At 69.0% G+C, this 21217-nt stretch carries 25 protein-coding genes and 1 pseudogene; 14 read left to right on the top strand and 12 right to left on the bottom strand.

Annotation, left to right across the window (positions count from 1 at the left end; genetic code table 11):
- Window positions 1-55 precede the first annotated feature (55 nt).
- The gene (locus tag BLT97_RS36455; protein ID WP_176954024.1) at window positions 56-742 is read left to right on the top strand and encodes an HAD-IA family hydrolase; all 687 of its coding nucleotides are present in this window, start codon (window positions 56-58) and stop codon (window positions 740-742) included.
- Window positions 743-810: 68 nt separating this feature from the next.
- A pseudogene (locus BLT97_RS38830) lies at window positions 811-951 on the top strand (transposase); the annotation flags it as partial.
- Between the two features lie 341 nt (window positions 952-1292).
- Here the strand turns inward: BLT97_RS38830 and BLT97_RS36445 are convergent.
- Window positions 1293-2024: an SAVMC3_10250 family protein gene (locus tag BLT97_RS36445; RefSeq protein ID WP_093618238.1), complete on the bottom strand. Its 732-nt coding sequence runs from the start codon at window positions 2022-2024 to the stop codon at window positions 1293-1295.
- A gap of 205 nt (window positions 2025-2229) precedes the next feature.
- On the opposite strand from BLT97_RS36445, the gene BLT97_RS36440 reads away from it, so the two are divergent.
- Window positions 2230-2637: a BlaI/MecI/CopY family transcriptional regulator gene (locus tag BLT97_RS36440; RefSeq protein ID WP_093618236.1), complete on the top strand. Its 408-nt coding sequence runs from the start codon at window positions 2230-2232 to the stop codon at window positions 2635-2637.
- 6 nt (window positions 2638-2643) lie between these two features.
- A complete protein-coding gene (locus BLT97_RS36435) occupies window positions 2644-3573 on the top strand; it encodes a M56 family metallopeptidase (protein WP_093618234.1) in 930 nt (309 codons plus the stop codon).
- Window positions 3574-3628: 55 nt separating this feature from the next.
- Here the strand turns inward: BLT97_RS36435 and BLT97_RS36430 are convergent, their stop codons facing one another.
- Window positions 3629-4084 carry a tellurite resistance TerB family protein gene (locus BLT97_RS36430; protein WP_093618232.1) on the bottom strand — a complete coding sequence of 152 codons (456 nt, stop codon included), beginning with the start codon at window positions 4082-4084 and terminating at the stop codon, window positions 3629-3631.
- A gap of 88 nt (window positions 4085-4172) precedes the next feature.
- Window positions 4173-5105, bottom strand: a complete 933-nt coding sequence (locus BLT97_RS36425; RefSeq protein ID WP_093618230.1) for a sporulation protein — start codon at window positions 5103-5105, stop codon at window positions 4173-4175.
- Window positions 5106-5324: 219 nt separating this feature from the next.
- Between BLT97_RS36425 and BLT97_RS36420 the strand changes: the two genes are divergently transcribed.
- Together BLT97_RS36420 and BLT97_RS36415 are read left to right on the top strand one after the other, a co-directional pair.
- The gene (locus tag BLT97_RS36420; protein ID WP_245769744.1) at window positions 5325-6500 is read left to right on the top strand and encodes a sensor histidine kinase; all 1176 of its coding nucleotides are present in this window, start codon (window positions 5325-5327) and stop codon (window positions 6498-6500) included.
- Window positions 6497-7162 carry a response regulator gene (locus tag BLT97_RS36415; RefSeq protein ID WP_093618226.1) on the top strand — a complete coding sequence of 222 codons (666 nt, stop codon included), beginning with the start codon at window positions 6497-6499 and terminating at the stop codon, window positions 7160-7162. Before BLT97_RS36420 ends, BLT97_RS36415 begins: the two co-directional genes overlap by 4 nt.
- A gap of 54 nt (window positions 7163-7216) precedes the next feature.
- On the opposite strand, the gene BLT97_RS36410 is transcribed toward BLT97_RS36415, so the two are convergent.
- Window positions 7217-8218, bottom strand: a complete 1002-nt coding sequence (locus BLT97_RS36410; RefSeq protein ID WP_093618224.1) for an endonuclease/exonuclease/phosphatase family protein — start codon at window positions 8216-8218, stop codon at window positions 7217-7219.
- Between the two features lie 283 nt (window positions 8219-8501).
- Between BLT97_RS36410 and BLT97_RS36405 the strand changes: the two genes are divergently transcribed.
- Together BLT97_RS36405 and BLT97_RS36400 are read left to right on the top strand one after the other, a co-directional pair.
- Window positions 8502-9443 (top strand): ABC transporter ATP-binding protein, encoded by a 942-nt coding sequence (locus BLT97_RS36405; protein ID WP_093618256.1) that lies wholly within the window; start codon window positions 8502-8504, stop codon window positions 9441-9443.
- Window positions 9440-10207 (top strand): ABC transporter permease, encoded by a 768-nt coding sequence (locus tag BLT97_RS36400; RefSeq protein ID WP_093618222.1) that lies wholly within the window; start codon window positions 9440-9442, stop codon window positions 10205-10207. The genes BLT97_RS36405 and BLT97_RS36400 overlap by 4 nt, the downstream gene beginning before the upstream one ends.
- On the opposite strand, the gene BLT97_RS36395 is transcribed toward BLT97_RS36400, so the two are convergent.
- The gene (locus tag BLT97_RS36395) at window positions 10184-11758 is read right to left on the bottom strand and encodes a serine hydrolase domain-containing protein (RefSeq protein WP_245769743.1); all 1575 of its coding nucleotides are present in this window, start codon (window positions 11756-11758) and stop codon (window positions 10184-10186) included. The two genes, BLT97_RS36400 and BLT97_RS36395, sit on opposite strands and share 24 nt — an antisense overlap.
- Before the next feature lie 107 nt (window positions 11759-11865).
- Between BLT97_RS36395 and BLT97_RS36390 the strand changes: the two genes are divergently transcribed.
- A complete protein-coding gene (locus BLT97_RS36390) occupies window positions 11866-12525 on the top strand; it encodes a TetR/AcrR family transcriptional regulator (RefSeq protein WP_093618220.1) in 660 nt (219 codons plus the stop codon).
- Between the two features lie 116 nt (window positions 12526-12641).
- Here BLT97_RS36390 and BLT97_RS36385 read toward each other — a convergent pair whose 3' ends face one another.
- Window positions 12642-13364 carry an MMPL family transporter gene (locus BLT97_RS36385; RefSeq protein ID WP_425442825.1) on the bottom strand — a complete coding sequence of 241 codons (723 nt, stop codon included), beginning with the start codon at window positions 13362-13364 and terminating at the stop codon, window positions 12642-12644.
- Between the two features lie 9 nt (window positions 13365-13373).
- Here BLT97_RS36385 and BLT97_RS36380 point away from each other — a divergent pair, with 9 nt between their 5' ends.
- From BLT97_RS36380 to BLT97_RS36370, 3 genes are all read left to right on the top strand, one after another.
- Window positions 13374-13778 (top strand): MerR family transcriptional regulator, encoded by a 405-nt coding sequence (locus BLT97_RS36380; RefSeq protein WP_176954022.1) that lies wholly within the window; start codon window positions 13374-13376, stop codon window positions 13776-13778.
- 247 nt (window positions 13779-14025) lie between these two features.
- A complete protein-coding gene (locus tag BLT97_RS38235; protein WP_176954021.1) occupies window positions 14026-14562 on the top strand; it encodes a DUF4232 domain-containing protein in 537 nt (178 codons plus the stop codon).
- Between the two features lie 94 nt (window positions 14563-14656).
- A complete protein-coding gene (locus BLT97_RS36370) occupies window positions 14657-15571 on the top strand; it encodes a DUF4344 domain-containing metallopeptidase (RefSeq protein ID WP_176954020.1) in 915 nt (304 codons plus the stop codon).
- Window positions 15572-16123: 552 nt separating this feature from the next.
- On the opposite strand, the gene BLT97_RS38230 is transcribed toward BLT97_RS36370, so the two are convergent.
- A complete protein-coding gene (locus BLT97_RS38230) occupies window positions 16124-16264 on the bottom strand; it encodes a hypothetical protein (protein ID WP_176954019.1) in 141 nt (46 codons plus the stop codon).
- 330 nt (window positions 16265-16594) lie between these two features.
- A complete protein-coding gene (locus tag BLT97_RS36360; protein ID WP_143041448.1) occupies window positions 16595-18031 on the bottom strand; it encodes a hypothetical protein in 1437 nt (478 codons plus the stop codon).
- A 287-nt stretch (window positions 18032-18318) separates the two neighbouring features.
- Here BLT97_RS36360 and BLT97_RS36355 point away from each other — a divergent pair, with 287 nt between their 5' ends.
- A complete protein-coding gene (locus BLT97_RS36355; protein WP_143041447.1) occupies window positions 18319-18516 on the top strand; it encodes a hypothetical protein in 198 nt (65 codons plus the stop codon).
- 127 nt (window positions 18517-18643) lie between these two features.
- Here BLT97_RS36355 and BLT97_RS36350 read toward each other — a convergent pair whose 3' ends face one another.
- From BLT97_RS36350 to BLT97_RS36335, 4 genes are read right to left on the bottom strand one after another with little or no spacing between them, the layout of a single operon-like run.
- Window positions 18644-19180, bottom strand: a complete 537-nt coding sequence (locus tag BLT97_RS36350; protein ID WP_093618206.1) for a GNAT family N-acetyltransferase — start codon at window positions 19178-19180, stop codon at window positions 18644-18646.
- Complete coding sequence (locus BLT97_RS36345; RefSeq protein WP_245769747.1) at window positions 19177-19509, bottom strand: methyltransferase domain-containing protein; 333 nt, start codon at window positions 19507-19509, stop codon at window positions 19177-19179. Before BLT97_RS36345 ends, BLT97_RS36350 begins: the two co-directional genes overlap by 4 nt.
- Complete coding sequence (locus BLT97_RS38825) at window positions 19413-20186, bottom strand: ATP-binding cassette domain-containing protein (RefSeq protein ID WP_245769746.1); 774 nt, start codon at window positions 20184-20186, stop codon at window positions 19413-19415. Before BLT97_RS38825 ends, BLT97_RS36345 begins: the two co-directional genes overlap by 97 nt.
- 53 nt (window positions 20187-20239) lie before the next feature.
- Window positions 20240-20899 carry a class I SAM-dependent methyltransferase gene (locus BLT97_RS36335; protein ID WP_093618204.1) on the bottom strand — a complete coding sequence of 220 codons (660 nt, stop codon included), beginning with the start codon at window positions 20897-20899 and terminating at the stop codon, window positions 20240-20242.
- 78 nt (window positions 20900-20977) lie between these two features.
- Between BLT97_RS36335 and BLT97_RS36330 the strand changes: the two genes are divergently transcribed.
- A partial coding sequence (locus tag BLT97_RS36330) for a MarR family winged helix-turn-helix transcriptional regulator (protein WP_143041446.1) occupies window positions 20978-21217 on the top strand: 240 nt, incomplete at its 3' end.

The raw sequence follows: 21217 nt of genomic DNA, 5'->3' as shown, positions 1-21217 counted from the left end.
GGGGCTGTTAGGTGCTGTGACGGGTGGGATGGTGGCCTGGTGGCATGATCGAGACGTGATCAGTGAACCCGCCTGCCCAGGCACGAAGAGGTATGTCCTGTTTGATGTCGATGGCACGTTGATTGATGCCTTGGACAATCAGCGTCTGGTCTGGCGCGCGTGGGCACAGCGGTACGGACTGGACCCTGATGAGGTCTATCGCGTGGCGCTGCGGACGCGGCCGACGGAAACGTTCGCGCAGGTTGTCCCGGACCGGGACCCCCAGGAGTGTTTGGCCGCATTGCATGAGCTGGAGGATGAGGATGTGCGGGCTGGCTCATATGCGGCTTTCGACGGCGCCTTGGAACTGCTGAACGCTTTGGATCCCGAGGCCTGGGCGCTCGTGACCTCGAACTACGAGCACCGGGTACGTGGACGGTTCGCACGAACTGGTTTGCCGGTCCCGAAGGTTGTCGTCGATGCAGCCGCCGTGGCCGACGGCAAGCCGTCACCGGTGCCGTATATCCAGGCAGCCGAACAACTCGGCGCCGAACCCAAAGACTGCCTGGTCATCGAGGATGCCCCCTCTGGGGTGCAGTCTGGGCTGCGTGCCGGGATGACCGTGTGGGGCGTCAACACCCCCACGGCAGTTGAAGGGGTGCATCGTCACTTCGGCAGCCTACGGGAAGCGATCCCAGAGATCTTTGCCTTTGCATCCGGAGCCCATCCTGACCAACTGGAGGGCTCAGCCACAGTGGAATGATCTCGTTGTGGCTAGGTCCTGTCCGGCGGATCATGTGACGGTTCGACTGCTGGTTCGTTGGCATGTCCATGGGGTGGGGAGATCTCACAAGCAAAGAATGGGCACGGTTGAAGCCGCATCTGCCGAAGTCTGGTCAGCGCGGCGGGCGTTGGGGCAGTCACCGCAGGATCATCAACGGGATCCTGTACCGGGACCGGACCGGGGTGCCATGTTCGGCCAGGTGTCGGGCGGGATCATCGGCGGCTCGCCGAGACAGGTCCTGCACCTCTACGCCAAGAGCATCACGGCTGTCGGCGGCGGCCTGCGTCCAGGTGCGGAAGCGGGCGCGGTCCTCCTAGCGGATGCCGAGCGGCTCGCAGATGCAGGATCGGCAGTGGCAAGGCCAGGTCGGCGGGCCGAGGCTGCTTGGCGGGTCGACGAGGAGTACACCGGTCAGAGCTTCCACGCGGTGGCGGAAGGCGCGCATGCGGCCGGGGGTGAAGTGCGGTTGGAGCAGGGCGCGCATCCGGGTGTGGGCGGTCTTCTCTGTCTCGTAGTTCCCCAGCAGCAGTCATCCCTGGCGGTGCGCGTACTCCACACTGAGCGGGCTGGCCACGACGCAGCGGGCCGTGGTGTCGGTGGCGGGAAGTACGACGGTGACCCGGGCGTAGCCGTACATCCAGGGGGTCGCGCTCATCGGACCGTAGGTGCGGTCGACGACAGCCATGAGGTCATGCACTGCGGAGCCGGTGAACTGGGAGGGGGGTGTCGGCGCACCGTCGGCGACTGGGTCGTGCTGGGTCGACAGGGCCGACGCCGCCTGCCCGGCGCTGGTCAGGAACTTTATGCCGAAGCTGGCTCCGATGCTCTGGATGCCTTCCAGTTCCGCTCCGTCGGCAGTTGCTGAGCTGTAGCCGAGGAGGTGGCGTGTCGAGCCGTGCAGCAGCAGTCGGCAGCCGGTCTCCTGCTCATAGTCCGGGTCTTGGCCCGGGGCGGGGTCGGCGAAGAGCACCATGTGCTGGAAGTCGCCGGGCAGCGTGACGCAGTGCAGGGGTGCCTCGAACACCACCCACTGCCCCGGCTGTATTTCCGGGTCGGCGAACCACTGCGCGCACGCGTCGAGATGCTTGTCGATCTGCTGGAAGCGTCGCTGGCGGTCGCGTCCGGTGTCGCCGGTCGGTGCTTCCAGGTCGAAGCCGCCGACCGGGGTGTTCAACCGCACCGTGCTTGTGCGCTTGAACCGGCGCGGCTCCGCAACGAATTGGCTCAGTTTCCCGTCCGACACGTACACGAATTCGCGCACTGCGCACCCCCCGATCGCCAGCTGGCGCCCTATCCTGCCATCGTCTGAGGGCCCATGCCGGCCGCCGTCGCTGCCTTCTAGGCCTGGAGAGCGTTCGTCGGCACCCCTCGCGGCCCGGGAGTACGGCGCTAGATCAGTACGATGAGGCGCTCGTGATGTGCGTATGCGGCCTTGGGGAGCGGCGTTCTTTCGGAAGGAGACGGCCATGGTGCGAGCAGGGCGTGGCGGGTCCGGGCCGTCCCGTCCCCGGCGCAGGGGGCAGGGTGAGCTCGAGGCGCAGGTTTTCGCTGCGCTGCGCGAGGCGGGTGGGCCGGTGAACGCGGCTTGGGTGCAAGAGCGCGTGGGTGCGGATCTGGCGTACACGACGGTGATGACGATCCTGACCCGGCTCCTTGCCAAGAAGGCGGTGACCCGGCGGCGTGAGGGCCGCTCCTTCGTGTGGATGCCGGCTGCGGATGAGGCTGGTCTTGCGGCGCTGCGGATGCGCAAGGTCCTTGACGGGGAAGCTGATCGTGAGGCTGTGTTGGCCAGTTTTGTGACCGGTCTTTCGGTGGACGACGAACGGCTGCTGCGTGAACTGCTCTCGCAGGCGGACGACGAGCCGGAAGACTGACGCAGCGTGGGGGTGTTCGTCTTTCTGCCGCTGGTGTTGCCGTTGACCGCGTGGCCGGTGGCGCGCCTGGCCGAGCATCACTTGCATCCGCGTGCCGCCACCTGGTTGTTGACCGTGGTGGCCGGGGTGATGGCTCTGTGCAGCACGCTGTGTCTTGCGCTGGTGATGGTGGTGGGTACGGCGCAGTTGCCCGGCAATCCGCTGCCGGACGGCTGGTCGGATCCGGAGGTGCGGGCGGCGGTTCCGTTCGACGAGGTGGTCGGGAAGGCCGCCATTCCCGCGCTGGTCGCGGTGTTCGCCGCGTGTGTGCGCACGCTGTGGCGTCATCACCGGGTGCGGGTGGAGGCGCATCGGGCCCTGCTGGGGACGTCGGCGACCTCGGTGGCGGTCTTGGACGACGTGGCTCCGTACGCCTATGCGCTGCCGGGTCATCGAGATCGCATCGTGGTGACCACTGGCCTGCTGGGTAGGCTTCAACCGGCTGAGCGGCGCGCTCTGTTCGCGCATGAGCGGGCACATCTCACGCATCGTCACCACTGTTTCCTGCTGGCTGTCCAGTTGGCTGCGCGGGCCAACCCGTTTCTGCGCCCGCTGCGGACCGCCGTCGTCTATACGGCTGAGCGGTGGGCGGATGAGGAAGCGGCCGGGGCGGTCGGGAGCCGCAGGGTGGTGGCGCGGGCGGTCGGTAAGGCCGCGCTGGTGTCCCGGGGAGCGCCCGCGGTGACGTTGGCAGGGCTTGCAGCCCCGGGTCCGGTGCCGCGGCGGGTTGCGGCACTGTTGGCGCCGGCACCGGTGGTGAGGCGCTGGCCGCCCGCGTTCACGGCGGTGGGCCTGGCTCTGTGGGCGGCGACGGCGGGGACGCTGCTGTCGGCGATGTCCTCGGCGAACGCCGCGGTCACGATGGTGCTGATCCTGCATGCGGCGACACCCCTTTAGGTGCGGGTGTCGGGCTCGCGTTCTGGGAAGCGCGAGCCCGACGCGGTGACATCGCCTATAGGTCGAACTCGTGCGGGGGCAGGTCGAGGGCGTAGCACGCCTCCCGTACGGTCTGCTGCTCGTCCTTGTCGAAGTCGCCGTCGGCGCCGCCGATGACGATGCCGATCTGGATGACCGCCCGGGCTTCTGCGGGCTTCTTCCGTGCCTTGGCGATCTCCTGCAGGACGGTCACCTTGCCGAGCGCGAAGTCGGCGGCCAGCTTGTTGCAGTTGTCGTCGAAGCGGCGCTGCAGGTCGGCCGCCTCGAAGTTTTGCAGCACCTGATTGGTGGCGATCAATTGGGAGACCTTCTGCCGCTCGGAGGGGTCGATATGGCCGTCGGCGGCGGCCACCAGGGCGCACATGGCCATGGAGGCATCGCGGAAGGCGCCGCTCTTGAGCTCGTTCTTCTTGGCGAGAAGCTGGCCCTGCATCTGGGTGGCGGTCTCTTTGAAGCGGTCGAACAGGCCCATGTGAACTCCATTGGTGAGGTGTGGCCGAGCCGGTGCACGGCCCGGAATGCCACTTCTACATCTATGTAGAAGTTACCAGGGTGAGGGGTCACGCCTCGTCGCCTTCGAACAAGTCCCCCACCTCGTCCACGACTTCCGCGGCGACCACGCCGGCTGCCACGCCCGCGGCGAGGCCCGCCGCTCCCGCCGCCGCCCTGCCCGAGCGGCCTCGCCCCGCATGCCGGTACCCGCCGCCTTGCTCACACGAAGCTCGACGCTCGATGAGCCGCTTGACCCAACCGTCGACTTCGGCGTTCCAGTCGACTTGCTCGACCCCTTCCAGAGAGACGGTGAAGAGGGTGAGCGAGTCATGGCCCGAGGCGGGCAGGCCGCCACGCCTGTCGGCCCCCAGCACGACCTCCATGCCACCCGGTCCGGCAAGGAAGGTCATCTCGATCTCGCCCACCGCATGGGCGTAGCGCGCAGGCGCAGCCAGTTCGAGCTCTTGGCGAAAGGGAAGTTGTTGCGCGGTGCCGCGGATGCGTCCAAGCTCCAGGTCGGCCGAGCGGAAACCGAAGCCCAGGTGGCCGAGGTTTTCGAGGATCGCCTCCTGGACGGGCAGCGGGGCGATGGCGAGCGGGTCGAGGTCACCCTTGTCCCTGGCGCCTTTGACGGACAGTTCGGCGCGTACGCCGAGCGCGATACCGAGCGGCTGGCCGTGCAGCTCGCTGACCGGCGTCTCGTACGGAAGCGTCACCTGGAAGGGCACCGCGTGTTCGACCGCTTCGACCAGCCGGAACCCCCCGCCGACGACATGCCGACCGAAGACCATCAAGCCTTCGGCTTCGCCGTGCTCCTGCTCCGCCTCCACGCAGGCGACCAGCTCCACAGCGATGTGGTCGATGTCGAAGTCGGCGCTGCCGCCCTTCACGTGGACCTGCCCGCACAGGACTTCACCAGGCCGCACCGGGCCGGAATCGAGGACTGTGTCGATCGTGGGGCCACCCACACCGAGCGAGCCGAGCAGCCGTTTGAACACCATTCTGGCGTCCCTTTCTTCACGTGATCGTCGGCCAGAAATGTTCATCTACAGGACTGTAGATGAACATGTTCGGCGGCAGAGATTCCCGTGGCATGACACCCCGTGGTGCGGGCGATGACCGAAATGGGCAGGGTGGCCTCTGCACGGTTGACGGGCTTGGTCATCGGCTACTCCCGTCGTCGTACGCACCAGATGCACCCGCCTCATATCGTGAGAGACGTGACCTCCTCCCTCAGCTCGCGGCGCATCCGGTGGCCGCTGCCGCCGCACCTCGCGGATGTGGCCGTGGCGGCGGTGGTCGCGCTGTTCACCGGGGCGGACGCGGCGGTGAACGATCCCTCACACCGGCAGGCCGACTGGCTCACCTGGCTGCTGTTCGCCGGCTCGATCGGCGCGCTGCTCGTCCGCAGCCGGTGGCCGATGGCCGCCACGCTGATCACGGGGGCGGCCTGTGCCGGGTGGGCGCTGTACGGGCACATCGGGGAGCTCCTGAACCTGCCGGTGATGGTCGCGCTGTACACGCTGGCCGTGCAGGGCACGCGGCGCCGGACCCTGCGGGCGGGAGTGGTCGCCGCGGTGGTCTCGGGGGCGGTGTCGCTGGTCGCCGGGATCGATGTGGCGCAGCCGCAGGGTGCCCCGCTGCTGGAGATGCTCTGGCCGCTGGTGCCGCTGCTACTCGGTGAGGTGGTGCGTGGGCGGCGGGAGTTGATGCGAGAGTACGAGGCGCGCGCGGCCCGTGCGGAGGCGGACCGGGAGCAGGAGGCAGAGCGCAAGGTGCACCAGGAGCGGGTGCGGATCGCCCGCGAGCTGCACGACGTGGTCGCGCACACCGTGTCGGCGATGACCGTGCAGGCCGGGCTCGCCCTCGACGCCCTCGACGTCAAGCCGGAGGTGGCCCGGGAGGCGATGCGGCAGGTGCGCACGTCGGGCAAGGAGGCTGTGCGTGAGCTGCGGGCCACCGTCGAGGTGCTGCGCGAAGGAGAGCACGCACCCAGGGCGCGTACCGACCCCGCACCCCGCCTGGAACAGCTGCACATCCTCGCCGAGCCGGTGCGGGCTGCCGGAGTCACCGTGTCGCTGCACCTGGAGACCAGTGGCCGGGAGCTGCCGCAGGTGGTGGAGTTGGCGGCGTACCGCATCGTCCAGGAGGCGCTGACCAACGTGATCAAGCACGCGCAACCACGGCACGTCGCCGTCTCCGTCGCCGCGGCCGAGGGCCGGCTGCTCGTCGAGGTCGTCGACGACGGGGCACCGGGACGCCCCCGGGGGGCGGAGGGCTATGGCCTGATCGGCATGCGCGAGCGCGCCGCTTCGGTGGAAGGGACCGTCGAGGCCGGCCCCGTGGCGGGCGGCGGCTGGCGGGTGCATGCGTCGCTTCCCCTGGAGGCGGCGTGATCCGGGTGCTGCTCGCCGACGACCAGACTGTGGTCCGCGCCGGCTTCAAAGCGCTGCTCGACCTCACCGATGACCTCGTAGTGGTCGCGGAGGCCGCCGACGGAACGGCAGCTGTCGAACTGGCCCGCAGTACACGTCCCGATGTGGTTCTGATGGACATCCGGATGCCGAAGCTCGACGGCCTGGCAGCGACCCGGCGCATCGTCGCCGACCGGACGCTGGACGCGGTACGCGTCCTGGTCCTGACGACCTTCGCGGCGGACGAGTACGTCTTCGAGGCCCTGCGGTCCGGAGCCGCCGGATTCCTGCTCAAGGACGTCGAACCGGATGACCTTCGGGCCGCGATTCGCACCGTGGCCGCCGGGCAGTCGCTGCTCGCGCCGACGGTGACCCGGCGGGTGATCGAGGAGTTCGGCCGGCTCCAGGGCCCGCAGGCCGCGGCCCAGGAGCGCTTGGCACCCCTGACCGACCGCGAGCGCGAGGTGCTCGCCCTGGTCGGCCGCGGCCTGTCCAACGACGAGATCGGCACCGCGCTGTGCATGTCGCCGCTGACGGCGAAAACCCACGTCAGCCGCGCGATGACGAAGCTGGGGGCACGCGACCGGGCGCAGCTGGTGGTCCTCGCGTACGAGACGGGTCTGGTGCGGGCGGGCGAGGTGTGATGTGCCCTGTCCGGCGGGAAGCCCCAGGTAGCCCCCACCGGACAGGTGCAGCATTCAGGACGGGCTGACTGCCGCGGTGATGCCCCAGTGGTCGCTCAGCTCGCGATCCTCGTAGGCGTCCGAGCCGTCATAGCGGACGTCACCGCCACGCAGGCCCCAGCCGCGGTCACCGAAGAAGATGTAGTCGAGCTTGCTGCCGAAGGAGTTACGGCACCCGATGTACCAAGAGGGGCGCGGGCCGGTGGTGTTGCACTTGTCATTGCTGTCGGCCTCGAAGTTCCCGTCGTACATGGGGTCGATGTCGTCGTCCTGGACCTTGATGTTGAAGTCGCCGCCGACGATGGTGCGGTAGCCGCCGTTCTGCCAGTCGACGGTGGTGCGGTGGAAGTCCTTCAGCGACGCGTCCTGAATCTCGTCGGCGTCCGCGACGCCGCCGTGGACGAAGTGGCTCGTGCAGGCGAGCAGTTTGTTGCCCTGGTCCTGGAGGCAGGGCGCGCCCTGGGTGGTGTAGTTGGTCTTGGGCAGGTCGTCCTTGCCCTCGACGTGTTCGAGGCCGCGCGTGCTGGTGAAGGTGAGGTCCCAGCCGGGCCGGCCGTCCGGACCGGTGACGAAGTCGCTCCCGGGCAGCTTCTTCATCGCGATGGCCACGCCGGCGTCGGCCTTGCCGCTCATGCTGCAACCCACGTCACGGGCGGTCCCGACGATCTTGGCGGTGCGGTGGCGCACCACCCAGCCGTCGCCGAGGCGCTCGGCCAGCTTGTCGCTGTGGATGCTCTTGCACGCTTCCTGCAGCATGATCACGGCGTACCCGGGGTCGGCCTCGACGATGTCGACGATCTCGTCGAGCTTGGCCGAAGGGTTCTCGCGACTCGGACACTGACTCGCCGTTCCGCAGATGTTCCAGCTCAGTACGGCTACGCGGTCCGGCACGCTCTGTACCTCTTCGGCTGCCTCGGCCGGCACGATGGACGGGCCGAACGCGACGGCAGCAGCAACGGCGATCACCATGGCTTGGACGCGTCGCAGCACACCCCGTCGCGCGGTTCGTAACTCCATGCTCCCCTCCCGTTTTCCTCAACAGTCGTCGCTTGCGCCCAAGCACCATGCGATGCCCCCGCCACAGGCTCAAGCGGTGCCCGTGCGCACGGTGTCCGTCCCGGCCATCCCCGATCTGTCGTTTCCGCTGGTCAGCCAGTCGCCATTTGTCATGTCCACCGTGACAAGGAAGCGGAATGGCCTATATGGGGCCGGTGTGGACGTCCAGCTACTCCCCCGGGAGTAGCAGCCGACTCCCCACGGCAGATGCCCCGGCATGCTCGCTCTCCGTAGCGTCGACGGCATGATCGAAGCAAGGGAACTCACGAAGCGATACGGCGACAGGACGGCCGTCGACCGGCTGTCCTTCACCGTCCGGCCCGGCCTGGTGACGGGCTTCCTCGGCCCGAACGGCGCCGGCAAATCGACGACCATGCGCATGGTCCTCGGCCTCGATGCGCCGAGTTCGGGCACGGTCACCGTCGCCGGACAGCGTTACGACCGCCTCGGGGCGCCGCTGCGTGTCGTCGGCTCGCTGCTCGACGCCAAGTCCGTGCACGGCGGACGGACAGTGCGCCGGCATCTGCTGGGCCTGGCACGGTCGAACGCGATCCCCCGCCGCCGCGTGGACGAGGTTCTGGAGCTGGTCGGGCTCGCGGACGTGGCCGACCAGCGGGCCAAGGGCCTCTCCCTGGGCATGGGGCAGCGGCTTGGCATCGCGGCCGCGCTGCTCGGCGACCCCGAGGTGCTGATCCTCGACGAGCCGGTCAACGGCCTGGACACCGAGGGCATCCGCTGGATCCGCGACCTGCTCAAGTCCCAGGCGGCGCAGGGCCGGACCGTGTTCCTCTCCAGCCACCTCATGAGCGAGATGGAGTTGACCGCGGACCACCTCATCGTGATCGGCCGCGGCCGGCTGCTCGCCGACACCGATATGCGGGACTTCATCCGGACCAACTCGCAGGGCGGTACCCGCGTACGTACGCCGGACGACGAAGCACAGCGGATGCGCGCCCTGCTGGAATCCCGAGGAGCCCGGGTCGCACTGGACGCGACGGGCGGCTGGCGGGTCACCGGGCTCGGCCCGTCCGAGGTCGGCGAGCTGGCCCGCGAACACCGGCTCGCCGTCCATGAGTTGACGCCGGTCCTCTCCTCCCTGGAGGAGGTCTACACGCAGATGACACGGTCCTCGGTCGAGTTCCGGGGTGCCGAGACGCCGTACGAGACGGAGGAGGCGTTCCGATGAACACGATCACGACGCGGACGCCCGGTTTCCGCGAGGCCGCGGCCTTCGAATGGACCAAGTTCAGCAGCCTGCGCTCCACGCGCTGGACGACGGCGGCCGTCGGCCTCCTGACCGTCGCCGGAGCGGTTTTCGTCGGCCTGAGCGGCAGCCTGCAACCCGACGACACCGTCCTCGGCGGCAGTCTCACCCTCGCTGTGGTCGCGCTGATGATCGCGGGAGTGGCGGGGGCCCTCGCGGTGTGCGGCGAGTACTCCAGCGGCACCATCGGCTCGACGCTCGCGGCCGTGCCGCGGCGCGGCCGGGTCCTGACGGCCAAGGCGGCGCTGCTCGCGGGAGTGCTGTTCCCGCTCGCGCTGGTGTCCTGCACGGTGGCGTATGTCCTGGGGGACGCGATTCTGGAGGACGGCGCGTACGCCCAAGGGGAGCCGTTCCCTGCTCTGTTGGGCATCGCGGCGCTCTTCGCCGTCGTCGCCGTCCTCGGCCTGGCGATCGGCACGCTGCTGCGCCACTCGGCGGGGGCCGTGACGGCCGTGATCGCGGTCATGCTGCTTCCGTCGCTGTTCGGCCCGCTCTTCGGTAATCTGCAGCGCTGGATCGCGGGCGCCACTCCGACCGCGGCGCTGGAGAAGCTGACACAGACGTCCGACGCGAGTGCGGAGGCGGTCGGCTCGCTGGGAGCGTGGCCGTCGCTGGCCCTGGTCACGGGCTACACGCTCCTCCTACTGCTGCTTGCCGCGCGGTCACTGCACCGCAGGGACGTCTGAACCCGGGGCAGCGGCCACCACGGCGGGGTTCTCCCGTACTGCGGGGGACTCCCGCCGGCGAGCCGGCCGGACCGCCCCGGCCAGTCGCAGCCCGATCACCAGGACGCCCGCGACGGCGGCCACCCACAGGGCGATGCAGAGGTCCGGGAACCAGCTCCACGCCTGCTCCACGCCCATGAACTTCACGAGCATCGCGAGCAGCACACCGGGCAGCGCTCCGGCCACCGCCCACAGGGCCGTCACCATCACGCGGCGGGCCCTCGAGGTGCGTAGGGCAGACCGCCGGATCAGGAGCTGCACGGAGCGCGCAGCCGCCAGGAGCATCAGGACGGCGAGTGCAGTGGTGCCCCAGATCGTGAGGTCGTACAGCCACATCGACGGGGCGTCCGAAGGGGCTTCACCGCCGGCGAGGATACGGGCCGCGCCGAAGCCGACCTCCATGATCGCCTCGTCCTGGAGCAGTCCGTGCAGGTTCTGCTGGATGACGAGGGCCTGGTTCTGTCCGGGCAGCAGGAACAGCATGGCCGAGTAGCCGGGCGACGCACCGATATGCCAGACGGCCTTGTCCAGCGGTGCCTCAAGGCCGCCGACCCGCCAGCCGAAGCCGTACCCGGTGCCCTCGCCCGAGGCCAGCGTGCCTTCGGTGCGCATGAGGCGCACCGACTCCTCGGTGAGGATCCGTGCGCCGTCCGGCGCCTTGCCCCTCCGGAGTTGGAGGGCGGCGAAGGCGGCCAGATCGTGCAGAGCGCCGCCGGTGTAGCCGTAGGCCGCTCCGTGCTCGTCGTAGCCGTCGGCGACCGCGGCCGGCCGGCCCCACATCAGCTGATGCCCCGGCGCCAGACGCCGCTCCCGCGCCGATGCACCGTCGGCCACGGCGCCGTCCATACCGGCAGGCCTGAGCACCCTGGTGCGCAGGTACTCGGCGTACGGGCGGCCGGTGACGGCCTCGACCACGGCCGCGAGCAGCAGGTAATTGGCGCTGGTGTAGGCGTACTCGGCGCCGGGCGGTCCGAGCGGTGTCACGTCGTCCAGGGCGGAGATCCGATCGGCCGGGGGCGGGCAGTCGGGGTCGTGGCAGTCGGTCACCTTGAAGGTGGCGGCCGCGGGAATGCCCGCGGTCTGGTCGAGGAGGTGGCGCACGGTCACCTCGGAGGCGTGCTCGGCGCCGCCGAAGCGGAAGGCCGGCAGATGGTCGACGACGCGGTCGTCCAGAGCGAGCCGCCCGTCCTGGACCAGCGTCATGACGGCGGTCGCGGTGACCGGCTTGGCGACCGAGCCCCACAGGAACGGGGTGTCGGCAGTGACGGGGGCGCCGCGGCCGTCATGGCCCCAACTCCTCTGGTGGACCGGCCCGTCGGGGCCGACGACGGCGTAGGACAGCCCAGGGGTGCCGGTGGCATCCATGCGCTCACGTATGTACGCGTCGAGGTCGGCATGGGCGGTGGACGCCGGCCCCGCAACGGCCGAGGCGAGGGGCGCACCCAGGAGCAGGGCGAGCAGCAGCGCGAGGGTGAGTGCGACGGCATGCCGCATTCGGTGGTGGATGGACATGGGGGTCCTCCCCGTGATTCAGGCGGGGCATCGACGCGCCTGCGCAGGCGCCCGGCGGATAACCGTATGCCGATACGGTTATAACCGTACGGTGGTACGGTTATCAAGTGCCGAGAGTCGCCGACCACGAACAACGCCGACGCCAGATCGCCGACGCCGTCTGCGCGTTGATCTCCGAGAGCGGCCTGGACGCCGCCACGGTCGCCCGTACCGCGGCCCAGGCCGGGATGTCGGTGGGGCTGGTCCAGCACTACTTCCGAACCAAGGACGAGATGCTGCTGCACGCCTTCAAGGAGGTCAGCGCACACATCCGCACACGGGCCGACAGGCACATCGAGGAAGGCATCGCGCACCAGCAGCCGATCGCGCGGGTGCTCGCCGGTGCGCTGGCGGAGTTCCTGCCGCTGGACGATGCGCGCCGCGTGGAGTTCCGCGTCGCCCGGGCGTTCGCCGGGCGGGCCCTCGACGCTCCCGCGCTCGCCGAGGTCGATGTCGGGACCGCGCGGGCCCTGCGCGCGGAGATCGCCCGGGCGGTGCACAACGGCAAGGAGTGCGGCGAGGTCGAGCAGGGACTCGATCCGTGGCCCGCGGCCGTCCGACTGGCCGCGGTGACCGAAGGGCTCGCCGTGCAGATCTACCGGGATCCGGACGGGGTCGAAGGCATCTCCGCCGCCGCCCTCGCGGCACAGGTCCTGGAAGGCGAACTCGCCGCGGTGTTCACCGGCGAGTGCCGCCAGTACGCGGGCCGTTCGAGGTCCGCACGTTGAACGCAGGGCGGCTGACCCACCGCTTCGGCGGGACGGCCTCCCCCACCGTTTCCACGCTATGGCCGCCCCACCGTCTCCCCGGGGCGGCCGCCGCGACCAGATGGTCCGGGCGGGGGTCAGCGCACCCCGGCGCGGGCCGGCTCCTCTTCCGGCGTGGGCTGCCCGTGCAGTTCCGCCCGGTCCCGCCGCTTGAACAGCGCGCCCGGCCACCAGAACCAGCGCCCCAGGTCGAGGGCGAGTGCCGGGACCAGGACGGTGCGGACCAGGAAGGTGTCGAGCAGGACGCCGATGCCGACCAGGACGCCCATCTGGGCCATGGTCACCAGCGGCAGTCCGGCGAATACCGCGAATGTGGCCGCGAGGACGATGCCCGCCGAGGTGATCACCCCGCCGGTGCTGGTAAGGCCCTCCAACACGCCCTGCTTGTGGCCGAGTCGGGCGATCTCCTCCTTCACGCGGTGCATGAGGAAGATGTTGTAGTCGATGCCGAGGGCGACCAGGAAGACGAAGCCCATCAGCGGGATCGACCAGTCCACGCCGGCGTACCCGAGCACGTGCTCGAAGAGCAGGTTCGAGGCGCCGAGCGCGCCGAGGAACGACAGCACCACCGTGGCGAGCAGCAGCAGCGGAGCGACGATGGCGCGCAACAGCCAGACCAGGACCGCGAACACGACGAGCAGCACGATCGGGATGACCGTCCGCAGATCACGGTCGGCGGCACGCTGGGTGTCGAGAGTCTGTGCCGTCGTACCGCCGACGAGGGCGTCGGACGGGCCGACCGCGTCACGCAGCGCGTCGACGGTCCGCTTGGCGGCCTCACTGTCAGGGGCGTTCTTCAACACACCCGCGTGAGCAGCGAGCACATGCAGATCGGCGAGGTCGCCGCGCGGACCGAGCTGTCGCTGCGCACCATCCGGCACTACGAGGAAACCGGCCTGGTCATCCCCTCCGCGCGCTCGCAGGGCGGTTTTCGCCTGTACACCGAGGCCGACGTCGCTCGCCTCATGGTGATTCGTCGGATGAAGCCGCTCGGTTTCACCCTGGATCAGATGCGTGATCTCCTGGACGCCACCGACCGGCTGGACTCCGGCAGCAAGCTGGCGGCGCATGAGCGGGAAGCTCTGCTGGAGCGCGTGCGCGGCTATGAGCAGGACGCAGCCGAGCAGGTGGAGATGCTGCGCACGCAGCTGGCGCGGGCCGAAGAGTTCGCCGCCACCCTGCGTGAACGCCTCCCCCTCTCCCCCACGCGCTGACCCCTCCCCCAAGGTCGCAACTCGGCGGAGCGGCGAGCGGAACTGCCTGCGCTTCCCCCCAGCGGCGCTGTCTGCGGAAACAGCCGGACGGGCCAGGCCGCTGTTGCTCGGGTGTTGCATTGCGGGCAGTCGGTGGATCGCCGAGACTTGGGACTGGCGGACTAGATCCGCCAGCCTCGGCCGGTGGGCGCTGAAGCCACCTCGCGAGGCGACTCTCCGGGGGGCCGCCACCCGCTGGAGGTGGATCATGAACCATGTCCATGCACGCTCAGCCGCGCTGATAGCAGTCGGTCTGCTGACGGCTACGGCGACTTCGGCCATGGCGACCGATGCTTCCGGAACCGCATGCCGCACCGATGCCCTGACCATGGCCTGGGCGCCTGGCGGGTCGGCTCAGCCGGATGGCAAAGGCACGGCGGGCAAGCAAGTCGATGCACCGGTCACCATGAAGAACACCGCGTCCGCCCTCTGCACTCTCCATGGCTACCCCGAGGTAGTCCTGAAGATGGGGACCGAGACGCGCGGTGTGGTGACGGAGACTTTCCGGTACCGGACGGAGCAGAAGCCTGCGGCCGTGACGCTCGCCCCGGGTGACGCCGCTCGGTTCACCTTGACGTTCATCTCGGCGAGTGACCGCGACGAGAACACCATCGACCCCGGGGTTGCGGAGATCACCCCGCCCGGCAACACCACGGCCGTGCAACTGCGTTGGACCTGGGGCGCGGTCGCTGGGCAGGAGGCCGCCACCCATTCCGGCAATGTCGTGAGCCCCGTCCAGCGCTGACAGCCGCCCGGCGAGGGGGCCGTGTCTGTGCCCTGCGTCTCGGGGGCGTGCTTCTCAGGGGGTGTTCGTCGACAGGAGGATGAGGTCTCCCGCCATGTCCCGTAGAAACCGTCCGTATGCGCTGGCCGCTGTCGCCACCGCTCTCGCGCTGGCCTCCGCCTGCTCCCCCGGCGGGGCCGATACGCCCAGGGCCGACCACGATGGCCGGGAACTGGCCGTCCCAGCCTCGGCGCGTATCTCGTCGCCCCCGGCCGACGAGCGGGGGCTCGTGCCGGTGATCGAGCCCGGAATGACCCCGCCCAACAAGAAGGAAGAACAATTCTTCACCCGAGGCAAGGTCCTGGACGACATCGCCGCCTACGCCAATACGCGGATCAAGGTACCCGGGCCGATCGGGATCGTCGCCACCAACTGCGACGAGGAGAACGCAAATTGGGACTCCTACCGGCGTCAGATCCGGTTCTGCTACGAGTTCGCCACGAAGGCCCGCGAGACCTACCAGCAGCCTGACGACAAGGGCCGCAAACCCGCCGCCAAAGAGGTCGACGACTCGGTGGCGGGCTTCACCAACGGTGTGGTGTTCCATGAACTGGGCCACGCCCTGATCGACCTCTACGACCTGCCCACCACGGGCAAGGAAGAGGACGCCGTCGACCAGCTCTCGATGCTGCTGCTCGCCTCCAGCGACGCCAAGCACACCGGCTACGCCATCGACACCATCAACGCCTGGGGCGCATTTGCTGCCGTCGACGAGACCAAGGACGCCGGCGAACGGCTCGACCAGTACGCCGACGAACACAGCCTCAACGCACAGCGCTTCTACAACTGGGCGTGCTGGCTGTACGGCTCCGACCCCGAGGCGTTCGAGAGCGTGGTACTGAGCGACAGCAATCCCGACGGGGTGCTGCCCGGCGCCCGGGCGGGCAACTGCAAGAACGAGTTCAACAGAATCTCCAAGGCCTGGACGACGCTCCTCAAGCCCTATCTGAAGCCCCAGGCCGCCAAGTAAGGCCCGGCCCCTGCGAGCAGAAGGTAAGCCTCTCGTGAGCTCCCAGGGCAGGTGCTTCAAGTCATTGAGGGCAATGCGCATTTCGCGGGCTTCGTCCCAGGCGCGCTCGTCGTCGAGCGGGCTGACCTCGGGCTGCCGTCGGATTTCCCAGGCCAGCAGGCGGGGGTGCCAGTGGGTGATGAACGGGCGCAGGATCTCGCTCAGGAGAAGTCTGCGGGCAACTGCACCGAGCCCGGGATCCGGCGCCGGTGATGAGAGGCCGCCGATGTTGTAGGGGCGGAGGGTGTCACGGGAACAGGCTGTGCTGGGAAGTGAGTGCCTCGCGCAGGTTGCCGCTGTCGATCGGCAGCTGCTGCACGCCGATCCGGCTGACCAGCTCGACGTGCAGGTCCAAGCGCGCGCGGGCCTGCGCGCAAGGCCGTGCGCCAAGGCGGTGCTTTTCATTGCCTGCGCAGGAATTTCCGGCTCCGACTTCGACGACCGCACGCACCTGCTGCGCACCGAAGCTGACCCGGCGGACGCGTGGAGTCGGAAGAGTTCGGGGACCGCCGGTCAGATGTGCCAGGTACGGAGCACGTTCGCGACCGAGGCCGCGGTGCTGTCCGGCTTCTTCAGTTCGGTGGCGAGTGCGGTGACGCGGTCCTGGGTAAGGCGGACCGGTACGCCGGAGGCAGTGAGGTAGCCGTGGGCCACGGCTACCGCGACGCGGAGGTTGGAGCGCTCCAGCCAGGTCAGTCGGCCGAGCGTGTGCGCGAGGGCCGCGGCGCGGGCGTTAGCGCCGCAGGTTCACCGCCACGCACCGGGTCCGGGCGGCTCGCGCGGGTCATCGCTTGGTTGGTGGACGCGCGGTCCAGCGGCGTAGACCCTCACGCTCGTGGGTTGCTGATGTGTTTGGACCGGTGCTCTTCAGGGCGATCTGAACGTTGCTCCGACGTAAGTGTCCGAATTCGCCCGAAGGCCACCGTCCGCAACATCCCGCCGTGTTGCTGGCGTTTGCCTAGCATCACCCCTGGTGGGCGTGTGCTAGCGCGCGTACAGAAAGCGTTGGCCGTTGTCCGTCTGACGGTCCACGGTGAGCCGGCCTTTGAGCTTGGTGCCGGTGAGAGTGAGTTCGTCCCCTGTGAGCGCGACCTGCCGGGTGTCATCGGGGAGCGGGATGGCGAAGTATCCGGTGCCGTTTTGGTCTAGCTGACCTGCGGTGATTCCGTTCAATGTGACGGTGCCGGAAGGGAGGCTGAAGGTGGCGCGGGCTTCCGGTGTGATGGAGATCGGAAGGGCCTCGGTCGTGTAGAAACCCTTGCCTCCCACGCTCCCGGACAGTTTGTCGACGGGCAGCATGAGCACCGTGGTGTCCTTGTCCTGAACAGCGGCGACGAACGGCTCGATCTGCCCGGCGAGTTCCTTGTTTGCCTTGGCCACAGAGTCCGTGATGCCACGCACCACATCATCGGGAGCTTCTTCCTGGGGTGAAGGATTCACATCGTTCAGCACCAGTGACAGCGGTGTCACCGGCTCAGTGATGAGGGTCTTCTTCACGTCCAGGCCCATGGCATCCGCGTTCAGCAGAGCTGCAGCGCCGATCGCGTACGGCTCCACCCCTTTGGAGGCGATCTTCATCGGCTTCAACACCGATGAGAGGTATTCGTGGACCTGCGTGGCATCGGTGGGGTCGGACGCGTGGGCCATGCCTACTGCGGTCTTCTCCACGTACTTTGCTGTGCCCTCGAGCAGATCGGTGGCCAGCAGATCTCGTGCCTCATCCGGAAACTTCCCGGCCCACGCGCTGTTCCAATACGCGGCTGCGGCCAGATGCTTCTCCCGTTCGGCTGGTTCTTTGTAGCCGGCAAGCAGACTGTTGTAGATCATGGCCCGGTGGATCCGCGGCTCGGTTGCGAGCGGGTAGGTCTCGTCACGGCCGCCGCCCTGCGCTTCTGCTTTCCTCAGCGACGGCCACGGATGGGAGCCGCCTTGTTGAACGTAGGGATGGAACTGCTCGTGTGTGGCGAGCTCGAACACATACGAGGCCATGTCCGCGCTGGTGAGACCTGTCGGGTCCTGGCCGAGACGCTCGGCAGCAGCGCCTTCGTCCGGGTGGATGATCAGGGACTTCTTGCCCTGCCAGGTGACGACGTCGAAACCGCCGGCGAGCGGGACGCTGATCCGCTGCTCCTTGAGCTTTCGCAGAGGGACCTGCCTGCTGGACGTCGCGCTGACGGCGAAGGCGCTCGCGCCGTCACTGATCAGAAGGCTGTGGTCGGAGAAGTCCATGCCCGGCCAGATCCGGCCCGTGTGGGGCCAGACCTTGGCGATCTCCGCCTGCACCGCAGCGGCCAATTCCTTCAACGATCCGGACGAGCCGGTGGCGGTGGCTTCGTGGTTCGTGGAAGCGCTGCCAGCACATGCCGTGGCGGCCAGCGATACGAAACCACCCAAGGCAGCCACCCGCAGGCAGCGTGACATCACAGATACTCAGCTCCTCGTCGCGTCGAGGCGTGTGTGACCAGGGTGCACGGGTACGGCGACAGCTGCGCGTCGTCTGCCGCCGGTAGGGCGAGACACCCCGGTTGGTCCGTGCGATAGACACGCCCCGGTTGCAAGCGACCCGTTCCGCGGCGGATTCTTCGTTGCGGTGGAGCCCACGGCCTTGCTGACCACTTCGTTTCCTCGCCGTCCGCCGTGATGGAAAAGCCGGGCGCATCCAGGTGCTTGCCGTGGGCCGACTGTGCGTGGCCAGTCAGAACACCGACGTGGCGGAGCGAGGACTGTGGATCGTCGCGGACGATCCGTACGGCGAACTGCGTGACAACCGCCTTCCGGTGGCGTCGCTGCCCACGCTTCCCGCGGCGTCGGACCGCACCATCGCACTGAGCAGCTTCTCGAAGATCCTCGCCCCGGGCCCGTATCGGGGCTGGCTACGCCCCCCCGGGGCGCACGCACACGGTTGACTCACTGCCGTCGAGCAAGTGATCGAGCGCAGTCCGCGCCGCCCGTGTCGCTCTCCACCAGGGTGTCGACCGGCTCAACTGGGCACGTGCACATGTACGACGACACATGCGCTCAGCTGCTCCCGCATCACATAGGCAACGAGCGGAGCCGCACTGGCCCCGAAGGCCAACGGGCGCCGTCACGGAGTGGCGTCACCATCGTCTTCAGCGGCATGGTCACGACACGGCCTTCGGGCTGCTCGACGGTCACGTCCTCGTCGAGCGGATGCCAGCCGAGGCGCTGGTACAGCGCGACGAGGGGTGGCCGACAGAACAGCAACGCGTGCTCGGGGCCCAGCGTGCTCGCGTGCGTGAGGGCGGCCGTGACGCCAAGCCGGGCCATGCCCCTGCCCTGCATGTCCGGTGCGACGGCGACCCCGCCTACACCGATCACCTCCAGCTCGGCACCGCCGATCGCGACCGGGAGCCGCAGCAGTCCGGCGTGGGCGACGAGCCGCCCTTCGAGCCGGACGCCGAAGTGCTCCTCCTTCGGCAGCCACGTGAGGCCGGTCGAGGCCACCCCGAACGGGTCGTCGCTCGTGCCGAGGATCTCTTCGAGGTCTGCCTTGGTGTACTCGGCGAGGCGGACCACGGTCGGGGACTCGGCTGACTGGTGCTCCATCATGGGCCCATCATCTTCTCGTCGGTGATCACGGGCACAACACGATGGAGCTGCCCACCTGGCTTTCCCCGTGACGGACGGCTCGCTGCGCGGCGGATCTCGCCGACCGGCGCGTGGAATTCCTGGGTGGACAGGACCATACAGAGCAGCATGCGGGCGAAGTCGGCGTCCACCGAGGCATCGGGCAGGGACAGTGGGGTGCGCACGTCGTGTACTGCGGTGATGACCTGCCCGCTCATCCCCACGGTCTTGGCTTGATGGCGCAGTTGGTCCAGGTCGGTGGGGCTGAGGTCGGTGGCCTGCATGGTGAATCCTTGGCGGGCGAAGTGCAGGGCGTCGCGGCCGTGTCCGGCGCCGTGTTCGAGCACCCGACGAGTTCCGGCCGCTCGTGTAGGTGTCCTACCAGTGCTGTCGCGGGATCTCTGCCAGTTGCTGCTCGTCCGCCCCGACTGTTCGACCTTCCGTTCGCGTTCCAAAGCAGCAGCCCTTGTGTGGCGTTTCTGCGGCCGGTCCGGGGTTCAGGTGATGTCCCGTCGCATCGACCAGATCGTGCCCAGGACGGCGAACGCGAGTCCGTAGGCGGCGAGTGCGAGGCCGCCGGCCCAGGGGGTGAGGAAGTCCTGGGCGCTGCGGCGAGCGCGAGGCGCTGGCGCATGCCGAGCGAGTAGCCGTCCACGCGGCGCCGCCCGGCGTCGGTGAGACCGACGATCTCGAGGACGTCGTCGGCCCTGCGCTGCGCGAAGCCGCTGACAGTGCAGAGGACTTTGAGGTGGTCACGTCCGCTGCGGGCGGGGTGGAACCCGGTGGCCTCCAGTGCCGCACCGACCACGCGCCCGGGAGCGGGCAGCGCGGCATACGGCAGACCGCCGATCGTGGCCTGCCCCGCGTCTGGGGTGACCAGGCCGAGCACCATCCGCAGTGTGGTCGTCTTGCCCGCTCCGTTCGGCCCGAGGAAGCCGGTGACGGAGCCTGCCTCGACGTTGAAGCTGAGCTCGTCCACCGCTCGCATGCCGTCGAACTCCTTGACCAGGCCCCGGACTTCGATCCGTCCGGCCGGCGCGGTCATGAGGCCGCCTTGCGTGCCGTGCCGAGGATGTGGGTGGCGGCCGGTAAGGGGATGGCGGTCTCGGGGAAGGCGAACCGGTCGAGCTCGGTGATGGTGAAACCGGCCCGGGCGATGGCCGCGGCGGTGTCACGGCCGGTGTGGCAGCCGCCGCACAGCAGCGGCCAGACGGTGGCATCGACGAGGCGCTGGACCCCACGCATCGCGCGCGATTCAGCCTGTACGTGTTCGAAGAAGCGCAACTGGCCATCGGGCCTCAGTACGCGGTACGCCTCGGCGAGCGCGGCGCCGGGAGCTGTGACCGAGCACAGCACCATGGAGACCACCACGGCATCAAACGAAGCGTCCGGCGAAGGGAGTTGCTCGGCACGGCCGTCGACGACTTCCACGCGAAGGCCCTCCGATGCCGCTGCGGCCGCCGCCGAGCGCAGGCGTGCTTCGGGCTCCACGGCGGTCAGCCGGGTTGCCTCAGGTGGGTAGTAGGGGAAATTCAGGCCGTTGCCGGCACCGACTTCCAGGACCTCGCCGCTCAGCCCGGCCAGCAGGCGCCTGCGGTGCTCGTCGATGCCCGCCTTCTCCATGGCCGGCCCGAAACACCGGGCATAGCAACGGGCGAAGACGGGACGGGCCTTGGCCGTCTGGCGAGTGGATTGCTCCATGGCTCCGTCTCCTCTGCGGGCGGCGCGAGGCGCTACCCTGATATGCGGAGGTACTACATAGTGAAGTCACTTCACGATATGCCGGAGCGACCCGGTCCCGCCAGAGCTTCGCTCGACCGGCTCTTCGAGCTGACCGAGGTGCTGGGCGCACTGATGCAGCGCGGCATGGCCGATCGCGGGCTGACCCTCGCGCGTGCGGGCGTGCTGTGGGCCCTGTTCCACGACGGTCCGATGACCCAGCGCGCCCTGGCCGCCGCGCGCGGCGTCACGCCCCGCAACGTCACCGGCCTCCTGGACGCCCTGCAGGAGGAGGGCCTC

The sequence above is a fragment of the Streptomyces indicus genome, assembly GCF_900100315.1.
Taxonomy (GTDB): domain Bacteria; phylum Actinomycetota; class Actinomycetes; order Streptomycetales; family Streptomycetaceae; genus Streptomyces; species Streptomyces indicus.
Note: the sequence above shows the minus strand (reverse complement) of the source record. Positions and strands in the feature narration are given on the sequence as shown.

Coding starts and splice junctions, on each gene's coding strand:
- BLT97_RS36440 (WP_093618236.1), top strand. CDS start 2,230: ATGGTGCGAGCAGGGCGTGGCGGGTCCGGGCCGTCCCGTCCCCGGCGC.
- BLT97_RS36430 (WP_093618232.1), bottom strand. CDS start 4,084: ATGGGCCTGTTCGACCGCTTCAAAGAGACCGCCACCCAGATGCAGGGC.
- BLT97_RS36425 (WP_093618230.1), bottom strand. CDS start 5,105: ATGGTGTTCAAACGGCTGCTCGGCTCGCTCGGTGTGGGTGGCCCCACG.
- BLT97_RS36410 (WP_093618224.1), bottom strand. CDS start 8,218: ATGGAGTTACGAACCGCGCGACGGGGTGTGCTGCGACGCGTCCAAGCC.
- BLT97_RS36405 (WP_093618256.1), top strand. CDS start 8,502: ATGATCGAAGCAAGGGAACTCACGAAGCGATACGGCGACAGGACGGCC.
- BLT97_RS36400 (WP_093618222.1), top strand. CDS start 9,440: ATGAACACGATCACGACGCGGACGCCCGGTTTCCGCGAGGCCGCGGCC.
- BLT97_RS36395 (WP_245769743.1), bottom strand. CDS start 11,758: ATGTCCATCCACCACCGAATGCGGCATGCCGTCGCACTCACCCTCGCG.
- BLT97_RS38235 (WP_176954021.1), top strand. CDS start 14,026: ATGAACCATGTCCATGCACGCTCAGCCGCGCTGATAGCAGTCGGTCTG.
- BLT97_RS36370 (WP_176954020.1), top strand. CDS start 14,657: ATGTCCCGTAGAAACCGTCCGTATGCGCTGGCCGCTGTCGCCACCGCT.
- BLT97_RS36360 (WP_143041448.1), bottom strand. CDS start 18,031: ATGTCACGCTGCCTGCGGGTGGCTGCCTTGGGTGGTTTCGTATCGCTG.
- BLT97_RS36350 (WP_093618206.1), bottom strand. CDS start 19,180: ATGATGGAGCACCAGTCAGCCGAGTCCCCGACCGTGGTCCGCCTCGCC.
- BLT97_RS38825 (WP_245769746.1), bottom strand. CDS start 20,186: ATGCGAGCGGTGGACGAGCTCAGCTTCAACGTCGAGGCAGGCTCCGTC.
- BLT97_RS36335 (WP_093618204.1), bottom strand. CDS start 20,899: ATGGAGCAATCCACTCGCCAGACGGCCAAGGCCCGTCCCGTCTTCGCC.